Source organism: Pectobacterium sp. PL64 (genome assembly GCF_022477975.1).
GTDB classification, from domain to species: Bacteria; Pseudomonadota; Gammaproteobacteria; order Enterobacterales; family Enterobacteriaceae; genus Pectobacterium; species Pectobacterium jejuense.
In genome coordinates this window covers 469072-485826 of record NZ_CP092070.1, presented here as the reverse complement: position 1 = coordinate 485826, position 16755 = coordinate 469072, and the positions used below count along the sequence as shown (strand labels likewise).

Sequence of the window (16755 nt, the reverse complement as noted above, 5' to 3'; positions counted from 1 at the left end):
GGTTATCCTTAGCCGCGCCAAAATCCGCTAATAAGCAAATCAATCGATTAGTACACCTTCTGCCCTTTTGCCCACACATGACGAATATGAACATGGCCGTGAAGCGTATGGGCCAGAACCAGATCGGCACGCCCTCCTTCAGCAATCACACCGCGATCGTGTAATCCAATGGCACGGGCGGGATTGCGCGTCAGCAAAGTGATAGCACGCGGCAGGTCATAAGGATTGCTCTCATCCTGTGCCAGACGAAAAGCAGCATCAAGCAGGCTGGCGGGGTAATAATCAGAAGAGAGAATATCCAATAAGCCCTGCTGCGCCAGTTGGCTGGCGGATACGTTGCCCGAATGCGAGCCGCCGCGTACCACGTTGGGTGCGCCCATCAACACCAGCAACCCTCGGTCGTGTGAGTATCTCGCCGCCGCCTCGGTAGTGGGAAATTCAGCAATCGCACAGCCCACCTGAAGGGATTCGTTAACGTGTTCTACTGTGGCATCGTCATGGCTGGCTAATGCGATCCCTTTTTTACGGCAGAGTGCCGCGATCGCCAGCCGATTGGGCTGAGACCAGCAAGCGGCCAACCCCCTCTGTTCTTCTTCAAACGCGTCCATCTGTAGGTTACTGAGATGATATTTTCCCTGAAAATACTCACGGTATTTCTGCAACGATGTGTACTGACGCTGGCCGGGCGAGTGATCCATCAATGACACCAGCAGCAGGTCGGGAGTATTCATTAATTGTTCAAACAGCGGCACCGTGGCGTCATACGGCAGTTCGCAGCGCAGGTGCAGCCAGTGTTCGGCGCGGTTTAGCCCTTTTTCCTGTCCCTGACGGATCGCCTCAACCATTTTATTGAGATTATCGAAGCGATGACCACCGTCCCGCACGTCTCCCACGGCTATCGCATCCAGCACGGTGGTAATACCGTTCGCCACCATCAGCGCATCGTGACTGCTCATGGCCGAGTAGGCTGGCCAATCCACTTTTGGCCGCGGGGTAAAAAATTTATCGAGATTATCGGTATGCAGCTCCACCAGCCCCGGCAGCAGGAATCCCCCTTCACCATCAAAAGCCCCCGGCTGCTGGCTACATGCGTTGCTGACGTGAGTAATGAGGCCGTCTTGCACGTCCAGCGATCCGTAAACCACCTCATTTTCCAATACCAAATGGACATTATTGATAATCATGTTGCTGCACCCCGGGATAAGGTTGCATAGCGTGTAAATGCGTGGCGAGCCGGTTACGCACCGCGCCGTCATGGAAAATGCCGACAATCGCCGCCCCGCCCTCACGGGCTTCTTCAATCAGTTGAACCACTACGTTGCTATTGCCGCTGTCCAACGACGCGGTCGGTTCATCCAGCAGGAGAATCGGATAATCGGCGATAAACCCTCGGGCGATATTTACCCGCTGCTGTTCTCCCCCAGAAAAGGTCGATGGCGGTAGCGACCAGAGTCGTTCTGGTACGTTGAGCCGAGCGAGCAACTGTCTGGCGCGATCCTCACACTCGGCGCGCGCCATACCACGCTCCAGCAGGGGCTGAATGACGACATCCAACGTGGAGACGCGAGGAATCACCCGTAAAAACTGGCTAACCCAGCCAATGGTATCGCGGCGAATGGCAAGAATTTGCCGTGACGGGGTATTCACCAGATCGACCCAGCGATCGTGGTGCTTTACCCAGATATGGCCGCTGTTAGGCTGATAGTTGGCATACAGCGAACGCAGCAGCGTGGATTTACCGCTGCCGGAATGACCATCCAGCACCACGCATTCCCCTGCCTTGACCTCAAAATTAGCGTCATGCAACACGGGCAAAGCAGCACCGTACTGATTGTGTAACACGAAGACTTTATAAAGATGCTCAACGCGAAGCTGTGTGTTCATGGCGTGTTCCGATTGATTACAACCTGATTCACCCGCGCTAGCGCGGGATTTGCGCGGCTTCCATCAGCTCAGGACTGACGAAACCAGCAGTTGCGTATAAGGGTGTCTGGGATCGTCCAGCACGCGGTCAATCAGGCCGCTTTCGACCACCCGCCCTTGTTTCATCACGATCAGGTGGTGGGCTAGCATCCGCGCAACGCCCAAATCATGCGTCACGATCACCACCGCCAGATTCAGTTCACGCACCAGAGTACGTAAGAGATCCAGCAGGCGAGCCTGTACGGAAACATCAAGGCCGCCGGTCGGTTCATCCATGAAGACCAATTTGGGGCGCGTCACCAGACTGCGGGCAATTTGCAGACGCTGCTGCATACCGCCAGAAAAGGTGGTGGGCAGATCGTCAATACGCGCCACCGGGATCTCAACGTCCTGTAACCACTGGCTTGCCTGCTGCCTAATTTCACCGTAGTGGCGCTGCCCGGCGGCCATCAGCCGTTCACCAATATTGCCGCCGGCCGAAACCTGCGGGCGCAGGCCATCAAGCGGATACTGATGCACCACGCCCCATTCGGTGCGCAGCAGACGTCGCCGTTCACTTTCGCTCAGGCGATATAAATCGCGCCCCTGATAGTCAATCGTTCCCTGCTGTGGCGTTAAACGTGCCGAGATAGCCTGTAATAGCGTGGTTTTTCCCGAACCCGACTCGCCGACGATCCCCAGCACTTCTCCCGGAAAAAGCTCAAACGAAACGTCTTCAAAACCCTTTTCCGGCGCATAAAGGTGCGTCAGGTTATTGACCGCCAGCAGCGGCTGTTCACTGCGATTCATGGCTTTGTTTCTCCTGCTGCTGACGGCAATAGTCGGTATCGGAGCAGACAAACAGACGCGATCCTTCATCATCTATCACGATTTCATCAAGGTAGCTGTCATGCGAACCGCACAGCGCACAGGGCTGATCCCAGCGTTGAATACAGAACGGGTGATCGTCAAAATCCAGACTTTTCACGTCACAGTAGGGAGGCAAAGCGTAAATACGTTTTTCTCTGCCTGCGCCAAACAGTTGCAGCGCGGGCATTCTGTGCATTTTGGGGTTATCAAACTTGGGAATGGGCGAAGGGTCCATCACATAGCGGTCATTCACTTTCACCGGATACGCATAGGTTGTCGCAATATGACCATAGCGAGCGATATCCTCATACAGCTTCACCTGCATGATGCCGTACTCTTCCAGCGCATGCATTTTGCGCGTTTCGACCTCACGCGGCTCAATAAAGCGCAGCGGATCGGGGATCGGCACCTGATAGATTAGAATCTGATCTTCTTTCAGCGGCGTTTCGGGAATGCGGTGGCGCGTCTGAATCAGCGTAGCCTCGACGGTGCGCTCGGTGGTCACCGCCCCGCTCACGCGCTGGAAGAAACGTCGGATAGAGACGGCATTGGTCGTGTCGTCCGCGCCCTGATCGATCACTTTCAGCACATCGTTTTCACCAATCAGGCTGGCGGTGAGCTGAATGCCGCCGGTTCCCCAGCCGTAGGGCATCGGCATTTCCCGCCCGCCAAACGGCACCTGATAGCCGGGAATCGCCACCGCCTTCAAAATAGCGCGCCGGATCGTACGTTTGGTTTGCTCATCAAGATAGCCAGGGTTATAGCCGCTTAACTCATGCATTTTTACCCTCCTGATACTCCTGACGCAGGCGTTTCAATAGCTCCAGCTCCGCCTGAAAATCGACGTAATGAGGTAATTTGAGGTGAGAGACAAACCCCGCCGCCTCGACGTTATCCGCGTGCGACAGCACAAACTCCTCGTCCTGCGCCGGACTAGTCACCCGCTCGTGATGCTCTGCGGTTTGCAGGGCGCGATCGACCAGAGCCATCGACATGGCTTTACGCTCCGCTCGCCCAAACACCAACCCGTAGCCTCGGGTAAAGTGCGGCGCTTCCTCATCCCTGTCGGTAAACCCGTTGACCATTTCACATTCGGTCAGCAGGATTTCGCCGATTTCCAGCGGAAAGCCCAGCTCCTCCGGCACAATCTCTACCGTGACAAAGCCGGTGCGGATCTCACCGGCAAAGGGATGGGTGCGGCCATAACCGCGCTGCGTCGAGTAGCTTAACGCCAGCAGAAAGCCTTCATCCCCCCGCACCAGCTGTTGCAGACGTGCCGAACGCGGGGCGGGATAACTCGGGGGATCGCGGGTGATATCACACGGCTCGCTGCCGTCATCCTCTTCCCTGACGGCAAAGCCCTCGCGAGTCATCAGATCAAATATCAGTGGGCACGTTGCTTCCAGTGGTATATCCGCCACGGATGGCGCGGGTGTATCACCGTTGGCAAGCAGCGTGAAATCCAGCAAGCGGTGAGTGTAATCGTAGGTAGGGCCGAGAACCTGACCGCCCGGCACATCTTTGTAGACCGCCGAAATGCGTCGCTCAATCCGCATGTTTGCCGTTATTAGTGGCAAACTGTCAGCCAGGCGCGGCAGTGTCGTGCGATACGCCCGCAGTAGAAAAATAGCTTCCACTATATCGCCACTGGCCTGCTTGATCGCCAGCGCCGCCAGTTCACGATCGTAGATTCCACCTTCGGTCATCACGCGATCGACCGCCAGCCCGAGCTGTTGTTCAACCTGCTGGCAGCCAATTTCCGGGATATCACGATCCCCACGGCGCAGATCTTCCTGTAAGCGATGGGCATTCTCGATCGCTTTCTCTCCCCCTTTCACGGCGACATACATCAGCAAACCTCCACGTGGGTGGTGCGCGGTAATGCCATCAGGGCATCGGCACAGGTGAACATCAGATCGATACCTTGCGGAAAGGGATCGGGACGGTGACAGAGATAGCGCACGATGTCCGGCGACAATTGCGGATCGACGACGCGTGAGGTTTCCAACCCCGGCCCGCTCAGGCGCAGCGGCGTGCCGCCGGTCAGGGAACTAACCTCGATGATGACCGTGGTGCTCTTTTCCGGCGACATGACGTCACCGGCAGAAAACCGCGACAGCGCGATAGCCGTGGCCGATGAAACGTGAAGCAAGGCGAAGGCCGCCGATTCATCGTGGGTCAATATCGCACCGGTATGAAAACGCAGATTGCTGCGGAGGGTGTCATCATCCAATGCATCATCCAGCCAGAGCGGCGTGTCGCGATCGACCAGCGTCAGCATCACCGCCGTCAAAGCGGGAGAAAGCCGCCCCCAGCCTTGCTGTAACGGTAAGGTCACCGTTACGCCCGGCTCGCTTACGGCTTTGAGGATGCGCCGAAAAGTACACTGCGCGTCAGCCACCGGCTGCGCAAAGCTCGCCTGTATAGACATCAGTTATCTCCGCGGACCAACGTGAAGAAATCGACCTTGCTACTGGCAATTTCACGCGCGCGCTGTTCACACAGCTCGGCACGCTGCGCCGCCAGAGGGGTAATGAGATGCTCCTGTAACCGATCGTGGTTGTCCGGCTGTTGCAACAGAGCATCAATCACGGCACAGCGCTCGGCATGGGCTTTATCGCGACCAGCCACATAGCTGTACCCGCACGTACCGTCCGCCAGACGCACCACGGCACGAGTGATAGTCATATCCCCCAGCACAAAGCGCTTGCCCGTTCCCCCCATTCTCGCCTGTAGGCGAGTCAGGCCAATTTCAGCCGCGCGCAGCAAAGCGTACTGCGGGTGTAAATTAAGCGCGTGCCAGCGTTTTTCAAGCTCGGCAACCGGGCTGAATGCCAGCACCGAGAGCCAGCGTTGACGGCGTGTTAGCGTATCCATCTAGTGCTCCAGCGTCAGTTCGATCATATCGCCGCGCGTCAGGCTGACGGAGTACTCGGCGATCTCACCGTTTGCGGTTTTATTCAGCGTGCGCAAGCACAGCAGCGGTGCCTGCGCGTCGATTTCCAGCAGCCGGCTCTCTTTAGCCTGAGCCAAACGCGTACTGATGCGCGTTTGCGTACGGACCAGCACCTGATTCAGTCGCTCGATAATAAAATCGTGCAGCGAGCCGCTATTGAACTGCTGTAGGTGCGACCACCAGGAAAGATTGGGCAGGAAATGGTTAATGACGCAGACCGGTATGCCGTTCACCCGGCGCAGCGTGCGCAAATGAATGACGTTATCGCCTTCACCACAGCCCAGCGTGGTAGCAATCTCCTGACTGGCTGGACTTAACATCGCAAAGAGTCGTTCGCTGGAGGGACTGCTGCCTTGATCCAACAGGTTCTGGCTAAAGTGAGCCTGCGCATGCAGCGGGTAATCATAAGGTCGCATAAGCACCAAGATCCCCACGCCGTGACGGCGTTGAACCAGCCCCTTTTTCACCAAATCATCCACGGCGCGGCGTAACGTATGGCGATTAACAGCGTAGTGCGTCGCCAGCTGCTTTTCAGAGGGAAGATAGTCGCCACATTTGTAGCGTTCGCGTAGCTCTTCTTCTAGCCGGGCGGCAATCGCCTGATAGAGCGTGGTCGGATGTCTGGACAACTGCGTCATAAAAAATCTCCCAGAAACAGGGAACATCAATACGAATCGGAAGGAGAACGCTGAGATGTATAAATATCGTACGATTATGAGGAGGGAATATGTCTGTCTCGTTAATCAGGCATGGCACAAAAATGAACTTTTTTCGATAGGCTGCTAACAATGTATGGCTATCGGCAACGCATTATCTCACCGGGCGACAGCCCTGCATCAAACGCCCCACACAAGGCTTTACCCGCGCGTGGGGGATGATTTTCAAGTATCAGAATGTGAGTCCAAACTGCAGTTTGGCGCTGTTTTCGCGCATTTTATCGCTTACTAAGCCCTGATAGCCCAACAACAGCGTCGCATTCTGCTTAATCGCCAACGTGACGCCCGCCCGTACTAGCAGCGCATCGCGATCGTCAGTGGCAGAGTGGACGGTATAAGCATCGCCGCCTTGCACAAAACTCAGCCGCGTTTGATTACGATCCGGCGTCAGGCGTCGCTGATAGCCAGCATCGGCATAGAGCCGGACAGGCGAGAGTGAAGACCAGCGCGCCTCGCCGCGTAAGCCCAGCGTTGAGTATCCCGCCCCGCTGTCCTGACGTTCCCAGCGCAGCGCGGCGGCGCTACCGTGCTCCTGTCCGCCCGCGAGATCGAGCCAGGCATACGAGAAGTTGCCATAAGGCTCGACGCTTAGGCTGTCATTGAACGCAAACCGATGACTTCCTTCCGCAAACCCCTGAAAAAGGTGCGCATGATAATCTGCCTGAGCGCGGCTCGTGAGTCCGGGCACCTGAATGTCTCGCTCGCTGCCCATATCCAGATAGCTGTAGACCAGACCGGATCGCCACGCGATGCCGCTATAGTTCGTTCCCCAATAGCTGCCAACGTGATAAGCCGTCACATCGTTACTGGCGGCACGCGCATCGGTTTTGATCTTGCTTTTCTCTGCACCGACGACGACACCCAGCGTGCTGCTTTCGCCGACTGGGCTACCGTTACCGATTAAGAAACCATAGCCGCTGTGGTTAACGCGTGAGGATTCAGCGGTCTCATCGAACTGGCCATTGTTCGCCCACGTACTCAGCCAAAGCGACTGTGCATTTTCATCGTGCAGTGCGCTGTTGATCTCGTCCCGCACGTACCGGCTACGCTGGAGCAATGCGGCACGCGAGGCGGCGTAGATCTCACCGTCGAGGTTATCAAACGCCGCCCGTGCGGTCGCTTCACTGCGGCTGTTCGCGATAGCAGAGAAAACTGGCCCACTATTCTGGCTCTCGATCGTCTGTGCAACGGCACGTTGATTAAGGCTGGTAGCAACGTCATTAAAGGCGCGATTATTGCGCACCACGTCCAGATAAGCCTGCTTGTTGCCATAGCTCAGCGTATCTTGCAGGAAAGGCTGGGTTGAGTTGGATGTTAATCCATCAAAGCTGCCGCTCAGGGTGCCACCGACATTCAACAGGGTAAACCGATCGCCCAATGACTGCGAAGGCGCATCCAGAACCACGGTGCCCGCCAGCGTCGCATCCTGTGTAACATTCAGGCCATCGGCATTGCCCTGCTCATCAATCTCATAGTGATAGATACTGCCGGATTGAAACACCACATTGCCCACCGTTAATGTACCAACGGATGCACCGGGTGAAAGCGTGGAGCCGTTCTCAAGCGTGACGGTGCCGGCGATTTTGCCATGCCCGCCCAGCGTCGCCGCAGATTGCACCCAGACATCCCCCGCCAGACTACCGCTCCCCTGCGCAACTTTGCCCACTATGATGCTGCCGCCTTCGACAATGGTCGGCCCGAGATAGGTGTTATTACCCGTCAGATAAAGCGCTCCTGCGCCCTGCTTGCGTAAACCGACATCTAACTGATACAGGGAACTGCTGCTGGTCGTATTTTTCACCTGTGCGATGTCATTGCTCCAGGTGCTGGAATATCCTTGCGTATCAACCCCGTAGATCGCGTAGTTACCGTTAAACGTTCCACTACTGAGATCGCTATTGCTCAGCCTCTGGGCATTCAATGCGCCTGGCCCCTGCACCGCTTTATACGCATTCACCATCCCCTGACCAAATAGCGATTGGTAATCATCCGTCGTGAGCACATTGATATTTTGCGCGCTGGCGCGGGCACGAATCGCGCTGCGCACCTGTTCATCCGTAAGATTATCGAAGAACGCATCCTCTCTGACCCGTGCCAGAAAGACGGTCATTTCTTCATCGCTAAACGTGACAGCATTACCCGTCGAATAAACATTGAGTTCACTACTGAGATGGTTTTGATGGTCATCGTAATTCTTGTGGATGAGCAACACCGCACGCGGGGTATTACTACCGGTGAGCGGCATGGCCGTGGACAAAAGAATATCGGCTAGCTGCTTACCGTTCAGATACGGAAACGCCTCAGACGCCAGCGCGGCAACGCCCGAAACGTAAGGTGCCGAAAATGACGTGCCGCTGAATGTGTCAGTGGTGTTCGCATCTCTGGTAGAAACAATATTCACGCCCGGCGCAAGCAGCGTATAAGCCGACGCCCCAAATCCCAGGTTACTGAATGATGCAATAAACGCCGCACTGGAAGGGCGCTGAGAAGGATCGTAAGCCACAACACTGAGCCAGTTATTGGCAATCGTATTGTCAATTCCGTAGGCATCTAATAGCGTTGGCAACCCAGCATTAATCGACGGCGTCAGGTGCCCTTCGTTCCCGGCAGAAAACACCGTTAACTGACCCTGCTTTGCCATCTCCGTACCAATCACCATATTGTTATTGATGATACCGTCCAGCAATTCAATCTGACGATCGGCGCTGAACGTCTGCACCGTGTCGTTAAATATTTGGTATCCCCAGCTATTATTGACGATCTTGATATCTGGACGATCGAGTACGTTAAGCTGGGCATTCACCAATGTATTCGATGAAAAAGTGGTTCCTAGCGGCAGCAGGTTCGCCTGATAGGCGATGCCGTGAATGCCGCTATCGTTTTTCGCCGCACCAATGACGCCCGCCACCGCGTAGCCATGAAACGCGCCATCCCACGGGGATGAGATCCACCCCGCGCCCGAATCCACCCGTCCGGCAAATTCATTACCGCTCAGTTCGCCGGTCGCATCAATGACCGCAACGCCAACGCCCTTCCCCGAGAAACCGAGACTGTAGGCCTCTGCGGCGTTGATTGAATCCAGTGCAGCACCGTTCCGCTCATACTCCGCCGTCCGAAAATTATCTGCTCCCCATAACGTTACAGGACAAAACAGCAGTAACCCCATCGCAAGCACACGGTATAAATGGTTGTTAAAAGGATTATTTTTGAAAGGATGGATTTTCCACATCGAGAGCATTAACGACACCCTGTTCGAACACAAATGTGATTGTCACTCTATGTTACTAGTACAAATAATCATAACGCATGAAGGTAACAATCAATGAATTTCATGAGGCATTCGGTTACAGGTAAAGAGGTCAGACCGAAAAGGAAAATACGGGGAAGGGAGAGAGAGGAAAAGGACGATCAAAAAACGGGCCTCAGCCCGTTTTCTTAAGCGACGTCAGTTTACTTCAGCGTCTGCAACAGACTCTTGCGCTGGTTTTCCAGCGATGTGACGCGGCTACAGACGTCATTGCCGAAGCGCTGGAACTCCAGTTCCTGATTGTTCCACTCGGCCTGAATCGCTTTCTGCAAACCGCCGAGGTTGCCCATCATCGCCTGTAGCGGGTTTCCGCCGCTGGACATCTGTTTTACGCCCATTTCGTTCAGGCTGTCCTGCAAGACGCCGCCCATGCTTTGCTGCACGAGCTGCTTGCCATCTTGCTCAACTTGCTTAATCGCCTGATGGTGAAACGTCAGGCCATCGGTGCGGTGTTCGATAATTCGGTTCATCTGCTGCTTAAGCTGTTTATCCAACGTCGTCAGACGATTGCGCACATTGCTGTCGCTGCCAAGCTCCTGCACGATGACGTTATCCAGCGCGACTCGCGCTTTTTCAAGATGCTGCTGCGCGCCCTGGTCGATCCACGGCAGCTGCTGGCGTAAATCCGCCTGATAGGCTTTGGCTTTCTGGCGCTGCTCGGCATTCAGAGTCAGCGGTGTACCGTTACGGACGATATCGCCCTGCGGGGAGAGTTGTAAGTTGCCGCTTGCACCCACGACCTGTACGTGTTGCGGACTGATAATGATGTCGTCCTGCGGGTTCACGTTGCACTGGTAGGCCGCCTGCGCTTGCCAGGACAGCAACATCAATAAACCCAAGGTTATTTTACGCGACATATTTTCTCCTGAAGAAAACAACGGCAGTAGCGGGAGAGCGGCAATCCACCCTTTGATGAGGCGGATAACGCCTGAGCCAGAATCAGCTCAGGCATGCCTTGATAAGACCAAGGATTACAGCAGGTGTTCTGGCAGATCCCACCAGATATCGAACAGGTTGCTGACTTTCACGTCAGTCAGTTTCTGCTCTTCCAACCAGCGGCTAACCAGTTGGCGATGCTCTTCGGTGCAGTGACCAATTTTTTGCAGACAGATCAGGCCTTCCCAGAGCAAATAACCGCTGCCTTCAAATGCCAGTCCTTGTGGTTCAATGACGTCGTCAACGAACTTATCCATCAGCTGATCGATATCTTCTACGCTAGTGCCTTCTGGAAAGCGGAAGCTGACAGAAAAACCTAATTCCTGAAACTCATCGATATGAAGCTTTTTACGTAAACGACGGCTACGAGCTTGTGCCATTTTATTTTATCCTCTCAAACATCAGATCCCACACGCCATGCCCCAAACGCTGGCCGCGCGCTTCAAATTTCGTCAACGGACGGGAGTCCGGCCGCTCAACGTACTCATTATTATTGGAAAGATTACGGTACTCGGTGACAGAGGTCATCACTTCGAGCATATGTTGCGCATAAGGTTCCCAGTCTGTTGCCATATGGAACACGCCGCCGACCTTCAGCTTACTCTGTACCAGTTGGACAAAAGGCACCTGGACGATACGGCGTTTATTATGGCGGGCTTTATGCCACGGGTCTGGGAAGAAGAGTTGAACCATGGACAGTGAGCCATCCGGGATCATATTCATCAGCACTTCGATCGCATCGTGACACATCACGCGCAGATTGCTGATTCCTGCTTCCTGTGCGGCAGCAAGACAGGCTCCCACGCCCGGCAGGTGAACTTCGATACCGAGGAAATTCTGCTCAGGATGCTGTGCCGCCATCGTCACCAGCGAGGCGCCCATCCCAAACCCAATTTCCAGCACCACCGGCGCGTCACGACCAAATAGCGCGTTAAAATCGACCAGCTCGGTCTGATATTCCACGCCCATCACCGGCCAGTAGTTATCCAGCGCCAGCTGTTGCCCGTTAGTCAAGCGCCCCTGACGGCGGACAAAACTGCGGATACGACGCATCGGGCGCCCATTTTCATCAAATTCCGGTGAAATGACGTTGTTAATCATAAAGAGTGCTTACTTGCTGTCCGATTTCGTTAATGAAACGCGCATTATGCAAGGATACCGTGGTTTAGCAAGCCCACTGCCTCGGAAAGTTCCGGTTTACAGCACATTCACTCTGTGCTGGAATCGCTGTCAAACTTTTTATCTGTCGGATAGTGACCCCATTTTATGATGCAAGCGCAACAGTTCGCCCATCAGGTGCTGGACTGGTATCAACGCTATGGCCGCAAAACCCTGCCGTGGCAGCTTGAGAAAACTCCCTATAAAGTATGGCTATCCGAAGTGATGTTGCAACAAACGCAGGTCACCACGGTTATTCCCTATTTCCAACGCTTTATGGAACGCTTTCCGAACGTAAATGCTCTGGCGGCAGCGCCGCTGGACGAAGTGCTCCACTTGTGGACCGGGCTGGGCTACTACGCCCGTGCGCGCAACCTGCACAAAGCGGCACAGACCATCGTGTCACGCCACGGCGGCGAGTTCCCCACCACCTTTGATGAAGTCGCGGCATTGCCGGGCGTCGGACGTTCCACCGCAGGCGCGGTGCTGTCGCTCGCGCTCGGTCAGCATTACCCCATTCTCGACGGTAACGTGAAGCGCGTGCTGGCACGCTGCTATGCCGTTGACGGCTGGCCGGGCAAGAAAGAGGTCGAAAAGAAACTGTGGGCGCGGAGTGAAGACGTCACACCAGCCGAGGGCGTCAGCCAGTTTAATCAGGCGATGATGGATCTCGGTGCGATGGTTTGTACCCGCAGCCGCCCCAAGTGCGAGCTGTGTCCGCTGAACACCGGCTGCATTGCCTACGCCAACCACAGTTGGGCGCAATATCCCGGCAAGAAACCGAAGCAGACGCTGCCGGAGAAAACCGGCTGGTTCCTGCTGATGCAACAGGGTTCTCAGGTCTGGCTGCAACAGCGTCCTGCCGTCGGCCTGTGGGGCGGACTATTTTGCTTCCCACAGTTCAGCGAACGTCGGGAATTGGAACTCTGGATGCACCAACGTGGTCTGAATCCTGATGGATTGCAACAGCTTGTCGCGTTCCGCCATACCTTTAGCCATTTTCATCTGGATATCGTTCCGCTCTGGCTGGACGTATCGCAGACCGATCGCTCACAAAACAGGTCCTGCATGGATGACGATGCAGGTCTCTGGTATAACTTAGCGCAGCCGCCGTCTGTCGGACTGGCCACCCCAGTAGAACGCCTGCTGAGGGAGTTGGCCCACCCGCAGTCAACACATTTAAAAGCCTGCGAAATTGATGAGGAAGAAGCATGAGCAGAACGATTTTTTGTACTTTTTTACAACGCGACGCCGAAGGGCAGGATTTCCAGCTCTATCCCGGCGATCTGGGCAAGCGCATCTATAACGAAATTTCCAAAGAAGCCTGGGCGCAGTGGCAAACCAAGCAAACCATGCTGATCAACGAGAAAAAACTCAGCATGATGAATGTTGACGACCGTAAGCTGCTGGAACAGGAAATGATCAAATTCCTGTTTGAAGGGAAGGACGTACACATCGAAGGCTATACGCCTCCGAGCCACTGAGATGGCGGGCTTTCGGGCCCGCTTACGTCCCCATTCCGACACGGCTTGTTATATGAAGAAAATGTTAGCTCTGCTGGTGATTGCACCACTGCTGGTTTCCTGTTCAGGAAACAAAGGGAATGCCAACGACGAAGAGTTTCTCAAGGATACTAACGCCTTCGATATTTTGATGGGCCAGTTCGCCAACAACATCGAAAATATCTGGGGGATGAATGAAGTACTGATCGCGGGCCCGAAAGACTACGTCAAATACACCGATCAATATAAGACGCGTAGCCACATCAACTTTGATGCCGGTTCAATCACGATCGAAACCATTTCGGCAACCGACTCCGTTGCCAGCCTGCGCCAGGCGATTATCACCACCCTGCTGATGGGCGATGACGCCAGTAACACCGATCTGTATTCCGACGCTAACGATATTCAAATCAGCCGCGAACCGCTGCTGTACGGACAGGTGCTGGATAACACCGGACAGCCAATCCGCTGGGAAGGCCGTGCCGCCAGCTTTGCGGATTACCTGCTCCAGAACCGTCTGCAAAAACGCACCTCCGGCATGCACGTTATCTGGTCGGTCACGATGCAGCTTGTCCCTAACCATCTGGATAAACGTGCGCACAAATACCTGCCGCTGGTACGTAAAGCCTCCGAGCGTTACGGCATTGAAGAGTCGCTGATTCTGGCGATTATGCAGACAGAATCGAGCTTCAACCCCTACGCCGTCAGCCGTTCCGATGCGCTGGGTCTGATGCAGGTGGTGCAGCACAGCGCAGGACGCGACGTCTTCAAAATGAAAGGGAAATGGGGACAACCAAGCCGCAGCTATCTGTTCGATCCAGAACAAAACATCGACGCGGGTACCGCCTATCTGTCGATTCTGAAGAACAGCTATCTGGCCGGCATTGAGAACCCGACGTCGAAACGCTATGCCGTCATCACCGCGTATAACGGTGGCGCAGGCAGCGTGTTGCGCGTCTTCTCCAGCGATCGCGATCGCGCCGTGGGCATTATCAACAACATGTCACCGAGCGATGTTTACCAAACGCTGACGACGAAACACCCGTCTGGCGAATCACGTCGCTATCTGTACAAAGTGAACACGGCACAGAAAAATTACCGCCGCTAATTCACACGCATCACAGAACGCCGCGCTACCGGGTTTATTCCGGTAGCGCGGTTTCATCAGATCAGATAGCTACAATAACGTTGTTGATAAACACGATGACCGCGATTCCTTTACCGTTTATTACTGCACTTCTGCTGGTTATTTTGTTTTTTCGCATCCAGTTTCTGGCTATTCACAACCATTCCCATAACAAGAACACCAAAAAACGCAGTGCAACAGCAGAAGCGGTACTCATCGGCGTAAGCTGTCTTGCCCTGATGCTGGTGGCGTTACGCTGGGGCAGCCATGTTGCCTTACCCGCGTTTATTCAACCCGCGATTGCCGCATCGATTCCACCGCTGTTATGGCTGTGTCTTTTCCCTCACAGCGACAAAGAATCTGAAGACGTAACCCGCAGACGCCGACGATCTCTCTGGCAGCTGTTACCGCCTTTACTCATCCTTGGCGCAAGCGCCATCCAGAACCGAACAACCGTTCCGCTCATCGATCTGATGCTGGTGAGTATTTACTTCGGTTATGGGGCGTCGCTGATTTACAGCGTTCGCCGTCTGCAAACCTCATTACCCAGATGGAAAAGCGCGCCGTTTATCGCCGGGCTGTATCTGCTTATCTCCGGCGCTATCGACACCGTCATTGCTCTGGATATCGCGTTCTACAGCGGCAATAGCGCGGCGACCATCATCACCGCATTCCACATCGTCATGCTGGCGATATTGACCCTGCTGATCGTCACACACCGCACGTCCCCGCAGGCAGGGCTTGCCGCTCCGTCTGACCAGAAGCCTGAAGCCGTACCCGCCACCGAAGACGAACACCAGCTCGCGAAAACGTTAGATGATTTTATCTGCACTCACGCGCTGTACACCGATCCGGGCATGACGCTTCAGCGTCTGAGCAGGCGCATGGGCATACCGCTCAGACGCCTGTCCGAAACCATCAACCGCGTTCACGGTCGTAATTTCTCGCAGGTGATGAACGAATATCGCATAGAGGAGGCTAAGCGCTTCCTCAGCCAAACGGATGACCGAATCACGGATATCATGCTGGCCAGCGGGTTTCAGACTAAATCAAACTTCAACCGCGAATTTTTGCGGCTAACGGGGATGAGTCCGAGCGTATGGCGTAGTCAGTACCCACTTCAGGAACAGACTACGGTTTCCGCCACGCCGCCTGAAGAAAATCGCTGACATCCTTCCCTATTTCCTGATGGATCTGCTCACGCGAACGTTCACCGCCGTCGAGACAAATCATGCCGTCGCCTGGGCTCTCGGCGTTGATGATTTCAACAGCACCCGGCTTACAAAGCTGCATAAAACTAAAATGCGTTGCGTCAGCAATTTCTTTATACGCTGAATGCGCTGGTGATAGCTTCTGCGCCAGATCGTAGGATTCCAGCTTGGCGGGTAGCTCGTCATTGGGATACCCCGCCGCCATAATCAATACGGGAATGTTTATCGCCGCCAGACTCTCTGCGGTAAACCCTCGCGCCAGCCCCATATCCAGCGATACCACCGCGCTGATGCGTGGATCGGCGAGTGATTTATCAAGCTGCACGCGCGATGCGGCGCTTTTTGCGACCTGCATCTTTTCATAGGCTTTGCAGGACGCCAGCCCACCGTGCGTCAGACAATCCCTCTCAAATTGCTCCGTACTAAAGCGCCCACCAGCAAGCTCAAGTACCGTCCATCCTCCCAGCGAGTGCCCCACAGCGGCAATGCGCTTCGCATCAACCTGCCCCGCCTTCTCTGGCGTAGCGAGTAATGCCGTAATGACGCGGCTGATATCATGAGGCCGTTGCCACAGTACCTGAGCGTTCTCAGGGCGCATGTCTTTCGTCGTGGTTCCGGGATGATTGGGCGCGGCGACAATGTAGCCTTGTTTAACTAATGCCTGCGCCAGCCAGAGTTGATTAAACCAACTTCCACCATAGCCGTGTGACACCACAATCAAAGGGTGTTCACCAGACTCCGGCTCGGCATTTTTACTCACAACAATGCCGGGAAAAGCCATATTTTCACCAATGGTCGTCGTCTGTGAGGGTGATGACGCTGGATAAAATACGGCGACGTCCAGCGGCCTGTTAGTGGCCTCATCCGCTAGCGTTAGTTGTTGAAACCCAATGCCCGCGTTTGCCATCACGCCAAAGCTGAGTAGTAAGTTCGTGAGTAGTCCTATCGTAATACGCCATGTCATACCTATTTCTCCGAAGTTTCCGTGCTGTGAAAAATAGCATTTATAACAATGGCTTTCTGACCGATGCGACCTAAAACGCTATTTAGTACTTCTGTTTAATACACAAA

17 protein-coding genes are annotated in these 16755 nt (G+C 54.8%); 4 read left to right on the top strand and 13 right to left on the bottom strand.

Going from position 1 to position 16755, the window contains the following annotated elements; all coding sequences use genetic code 11:
- Window positions 1–47 precede the first annotated feature (47 nt).
- The 12 genes from phnM to trmB form a co-directional block, all read right to left on the bottom strand.
- Entirely contained in the window at window positions 48–1184 is a 1137-nt protein-coding gene (gene phnM, locus HP572_RS02150; protein WP_240584667.1) for an alpha-D-ribose 1-methylphosphonate 5-triphosphate diphosphatase, read from the bottom strand.
- Window positions 1171–1884 (bottom strand): phosphonate C-P lyase system protein PhnL, encoded by a 714-nt coding sequence (gene phnL / locus HP572_RS02145; protein WP_240584666.1) that lies wholly within the window; start codon window positions 1882–1884, stop codon window positions 1171–1173. Before phnL ends, phnM begins: the two co-directional genes overlap by 14 nt.
- Before the next feature lie 63 nt (window positions 1885–1947).
- Window positions 1948–2712, bottom strand: coding sequence for a phosphonate C-P lyase system protein PhnK (phnK, locus tag HP572_RS02140; protein ID WP_127157636.1), 765 nt, complete (start codon window positions 2710–2712; stop codon window positions 1948–1950).
- Entirely contained in the window at window positions 2699–3553 is an 855-nt protein-coding gene (locus HP572_RS02135; RefSeq protein WP_240584665.1) for an alpha-D-ribose 1-methylphosphonate 5-phosphate C-P-lyase PhnJ, read from the bottom strand. Before HP572_RS02135 ends, phnK begins: the two co-directional genes overlap by 14 nt.
- Window positions 3546–4622: a carbon-phosphorus lyase complex subunit PhnI gene (locus HP572_RS02130; RefSeq protein ID WP_240584664.1), complete on the bottom strand. Its 1077-nt coding sequence runs from the start codon at window positions 4620–4622 to the stop codon at window positions 3546–3548. The genes HP572_RS02135 and HP572_RS02130 overlap by 8 nt, the downstream gene beginning before the upstream one ends.
- A complete protein-coding gene (phnH, locus tag HP572_RS02125) occupies window positions 4622–5203 on the bottom strand; it encodes a phosphonate C-P lyase system protein PhnH (protein WP_240584663.1) in 582 nt (193 codons plus the stop codon). Before phnH ends, HP572_RS02130 begins: the two co-directional genes overlap by 1 nt.
- Window positions 5203–5649 carry a phosphonate C-P lyase system protein PhnG gene (gene phnG / locus HP572_RS02120; RefSeq protein WP_240584662.1) on the bottom strand — a complete coding sequence of 149 codons (447 nt, stop codon included), beginning with the start codon at window positions 5647–5649 and terminating at the stop codon, window positions 5203–5205. Before phnG ends, phnH begins: the two co-directional genes overlap by 1 nt.
- A complete protein-coding gene (phnF, locus tag HP572_RS02115; RefSeq protein ID WP_240584661.1) occupies window positions 5650–6366 on the bottom strand; it encodes a phosphonate metabolism transcriptional regulator PhnF in 717 nt (238 codons plus the stop codon).
- 250 nt (window positions 6367–6616) lie between these two features.
- Window positions 6617–9682, bottom strand: a complete 3066-nt coding sequence (locus HP572_RS02110; RefSeq protein WP_240584660.1) for an autotransporter domain-containing protein — start codon at window positions 9680–9682, stop codon at window positions 6617–6619.
- 212 nt (window positions 9683–9894) lie between these two features.
- On the bottom strand, window positions 9895–10608 hold the full coding sequence (locus tag HP572_RS02105) for a DUF2884 domain-containing protein (RefSeq protein WP_010282855.1): 714 nt from the start codon (window positions 10606–10608) through the stop codon (window positions 9895–9897).
- A 114-nt stretch (window positions 10609–10722) separates the two neighbouring features.
- Entirely contained in the window at window positions 10723–11067 is a 345-nt protein-coding gene (locus tag HP572_RS02100) for a YggL family protein (RefSeq protein ID WP_014914389.1), read from the bottom strand.
- A gap of 1 nt (window position 11068) precedes the next feature.
- Entirely contained in the window at window positions 11069–11788 is a 720-nt protein-coding gene (gene trmB / locus HP572_RS02095) for a tRNA (guanosine(46)-N7)-methyltransferase TrmB (protein ID WP_205553006.1), read from the bottom strand.
- Window positions 11789–11953: 165 nt separating this feature from the next.
- On the opposite strand from trmB, the gene mutY reads away from it, so the two are divergent.
- The 4 genes from mutY (at window position 11954) to HP572_RS02075 (ending at window position 15642) form a co-directional block, all read left to right on the top strand.
- On the top strand, window positions 11954–13060 hold the full coding sequence (mutY, locus tag HP572_RS02090) for an A/G-specific adenine glycosylase (RefSeq protein WP_240584659.1): 1107 nt from the start codon (window positions 11954–11956) through the stop codon (window positions 13058–13060).
- Window positions 13057–13329, top strand: a complete 273-nt coding sequence (locus tag HP572_RS02085) for an oxidative damage protection protein (protein ID WP_005975842.1) — start codon at window positions 13057–13059, stop codon at window positions 13327–13329. The genes mutY and HP572_RS02085 overlap by 4 nt, the downstream gene beginning before the upstream one ends.
- A 52-nt stretch (window positions 13330–13381) precedes the next feature.
- Window positions 13382–14455 carry a membrane-bound lytic murein transglycosylase MltC gene (gene mltC, locus HP572_RS02080; RefSeq protein WP_205553010.1) on the top strand — a complete coding sequence of 358 codons (1074 nt, stop codon included), beginning with the start codon at window positions 13382–13384 and terminating at the stop codon, window positions 14453–14455.
- A gap of 95 nt (window positions 14456–14550) precedes the next feature.
- The gene (locus tag HP572_RS02075; RefSeq protein ID WP_240584658.1) at window positions 14551–15642 is read left to right on the top strand and encodes a helix-turn-helix domain-containing protein; all 1092 of its coding nucleotides are present in this window, start codon (window positions 14551–14553) and stop codon (window positions 15640–15642) included.
- Here HP572_RS02075 and HP572_RS02070 read toward each other — a convergent pair.
- Window positions 15605–16648: an alpha/beta fold hydrolase gene (locus HP572_RS02070; protein ID WP_240584657.1), complete on the bottom strand. Its 1044-nt coding sequence runs from the start codon at window positions 16646–16648 to the stop codon at window positions 15605–15607. The two genes, HP572_RS02075 and HP572_RS02070, sit on opposite strands and share 38 nt — an antisense overlap.
- Between the last annotated feature and the right edge of the window lie 107 nt (window positions 16649–16755).

Excerpts from the sequence above, each read along its gene's own strand:
- HP572_RS02110 (WP_240584660.1), bottom strand. The coding sequence starts at position 9,682 with ATGCTCTCGATGTGGAAAATCCATCCTTTCAAAAATAATCCTTTTAAC.
- HP572_RS02070 (WP_240584657.1), bottom strand. The coding sequence starts at position 16,648 with ATGACATGGCGTATTACGATAGGACTACTCACGAACTTACTACTCAGC.
- mltC (WP_205553010.1), top strand. The coding sequence starts at position 13,382 with ATGAAGAAAATGTTAGCTCTGCTGGTGATTGCACCACTGCTGGTTTCC.
- HP572_RS02100 (WP_014914389.1), bottom strand. The coding sequence starts at position 11,067 with ATGGCACAAGCTCGTAGCCGTCGTTTACGTAAAAAGCTTCATATCGAT.
- phnF (WP_240584661.1), bottom strand. The coding sequence starts at position 6,366 with ATGACGCAGTTGTCCAGACATCCGACCACGCTCTATCAGGCGATTGCC.
- HP572_RS02130 (WP_240584664.1), bottom strand. The coding sequence starts at position 4,622 with ATGTATGTCGCCGTGAAAGGGGGAGAGAAAGCGATCGAGAATGCCCAT.
- HP572_RS02075 (WP_240584658.1), top strand. The coding sequence starts at position 14,551 with ATGACCGCGATTCCTTTACCGTTTATTACTGCACTTCTGCTGGTTATT.
- phnM (WP_240584667.1), bottom strand. The coding sequence starts at position 1,184 with ATGATTATCAATAATGTCCATTTGGTATTGGAAAATGAGGTGGTTTAC.
- phnK (WP_127157636.1), bottom strand. The coding sequence starts at position 2,712 with ATGAATCGCAGTGAACAGCCGCTGCTGGCGGTCAATAACCTGACGCAC.
- HP572_RS02135 (WP_240584665.1), bottom strand. The coding sequence starts at position 3,553 with ATGCATGAGTTAAGCGGCTATAACCCTGGCTATCTTGATGAGCAAACC.
- HP572_RS02105 (WP_010282855.1), bottom strand. The coding sequence starts at position 10,608 with ATGTCGCGTAAAATAACCTTGGGTTTATTGATGTTGCTGTCCTGGCAA.
- trmB (WP_205553006.1), bottom strand. The coding sequence starts at position 11,788 with ATGATTAACAACGTCATTTCACCGGAATTTGATGAAAATGGGCGCCCG.
- phnG (WP_240584662.1), bottom strand. The coding sequence starts at position 5,649 with ATGGATACGCTAACACGCCGTCAACGCTGGCTCTCGGTGCTGGCATTC.
- phnH (WP_240584663.1), bottom strand. The coding sequence starts at position 5,203 with ATGTCTATACAGGCGAGCTTTGCGCAGCCGGTGGCTGACGCGCAGTGT.
- mutY (WP_240584659.1), top strand. The coding sequence starts at position 11,954 with ATGATGCAAGCGCAACAGTTCGCCCATCAGGTGCTGGACTGGTATCAA.
- HP572_RS02085 (WP_005975842.1), top strand. The coding sequence starts at position 13,057 with ATGAGCAGAACGATTTTTTGTACTTTTTTACAACGCGACGCCGAAGGG.
- phnL (WP_240584666.1), bottom strand. The coding sequence starts at position 1,884 with ATGAACACACAGCTTCGCGTTGAGCATCTTTATAAAGTCTTCGTGTTA.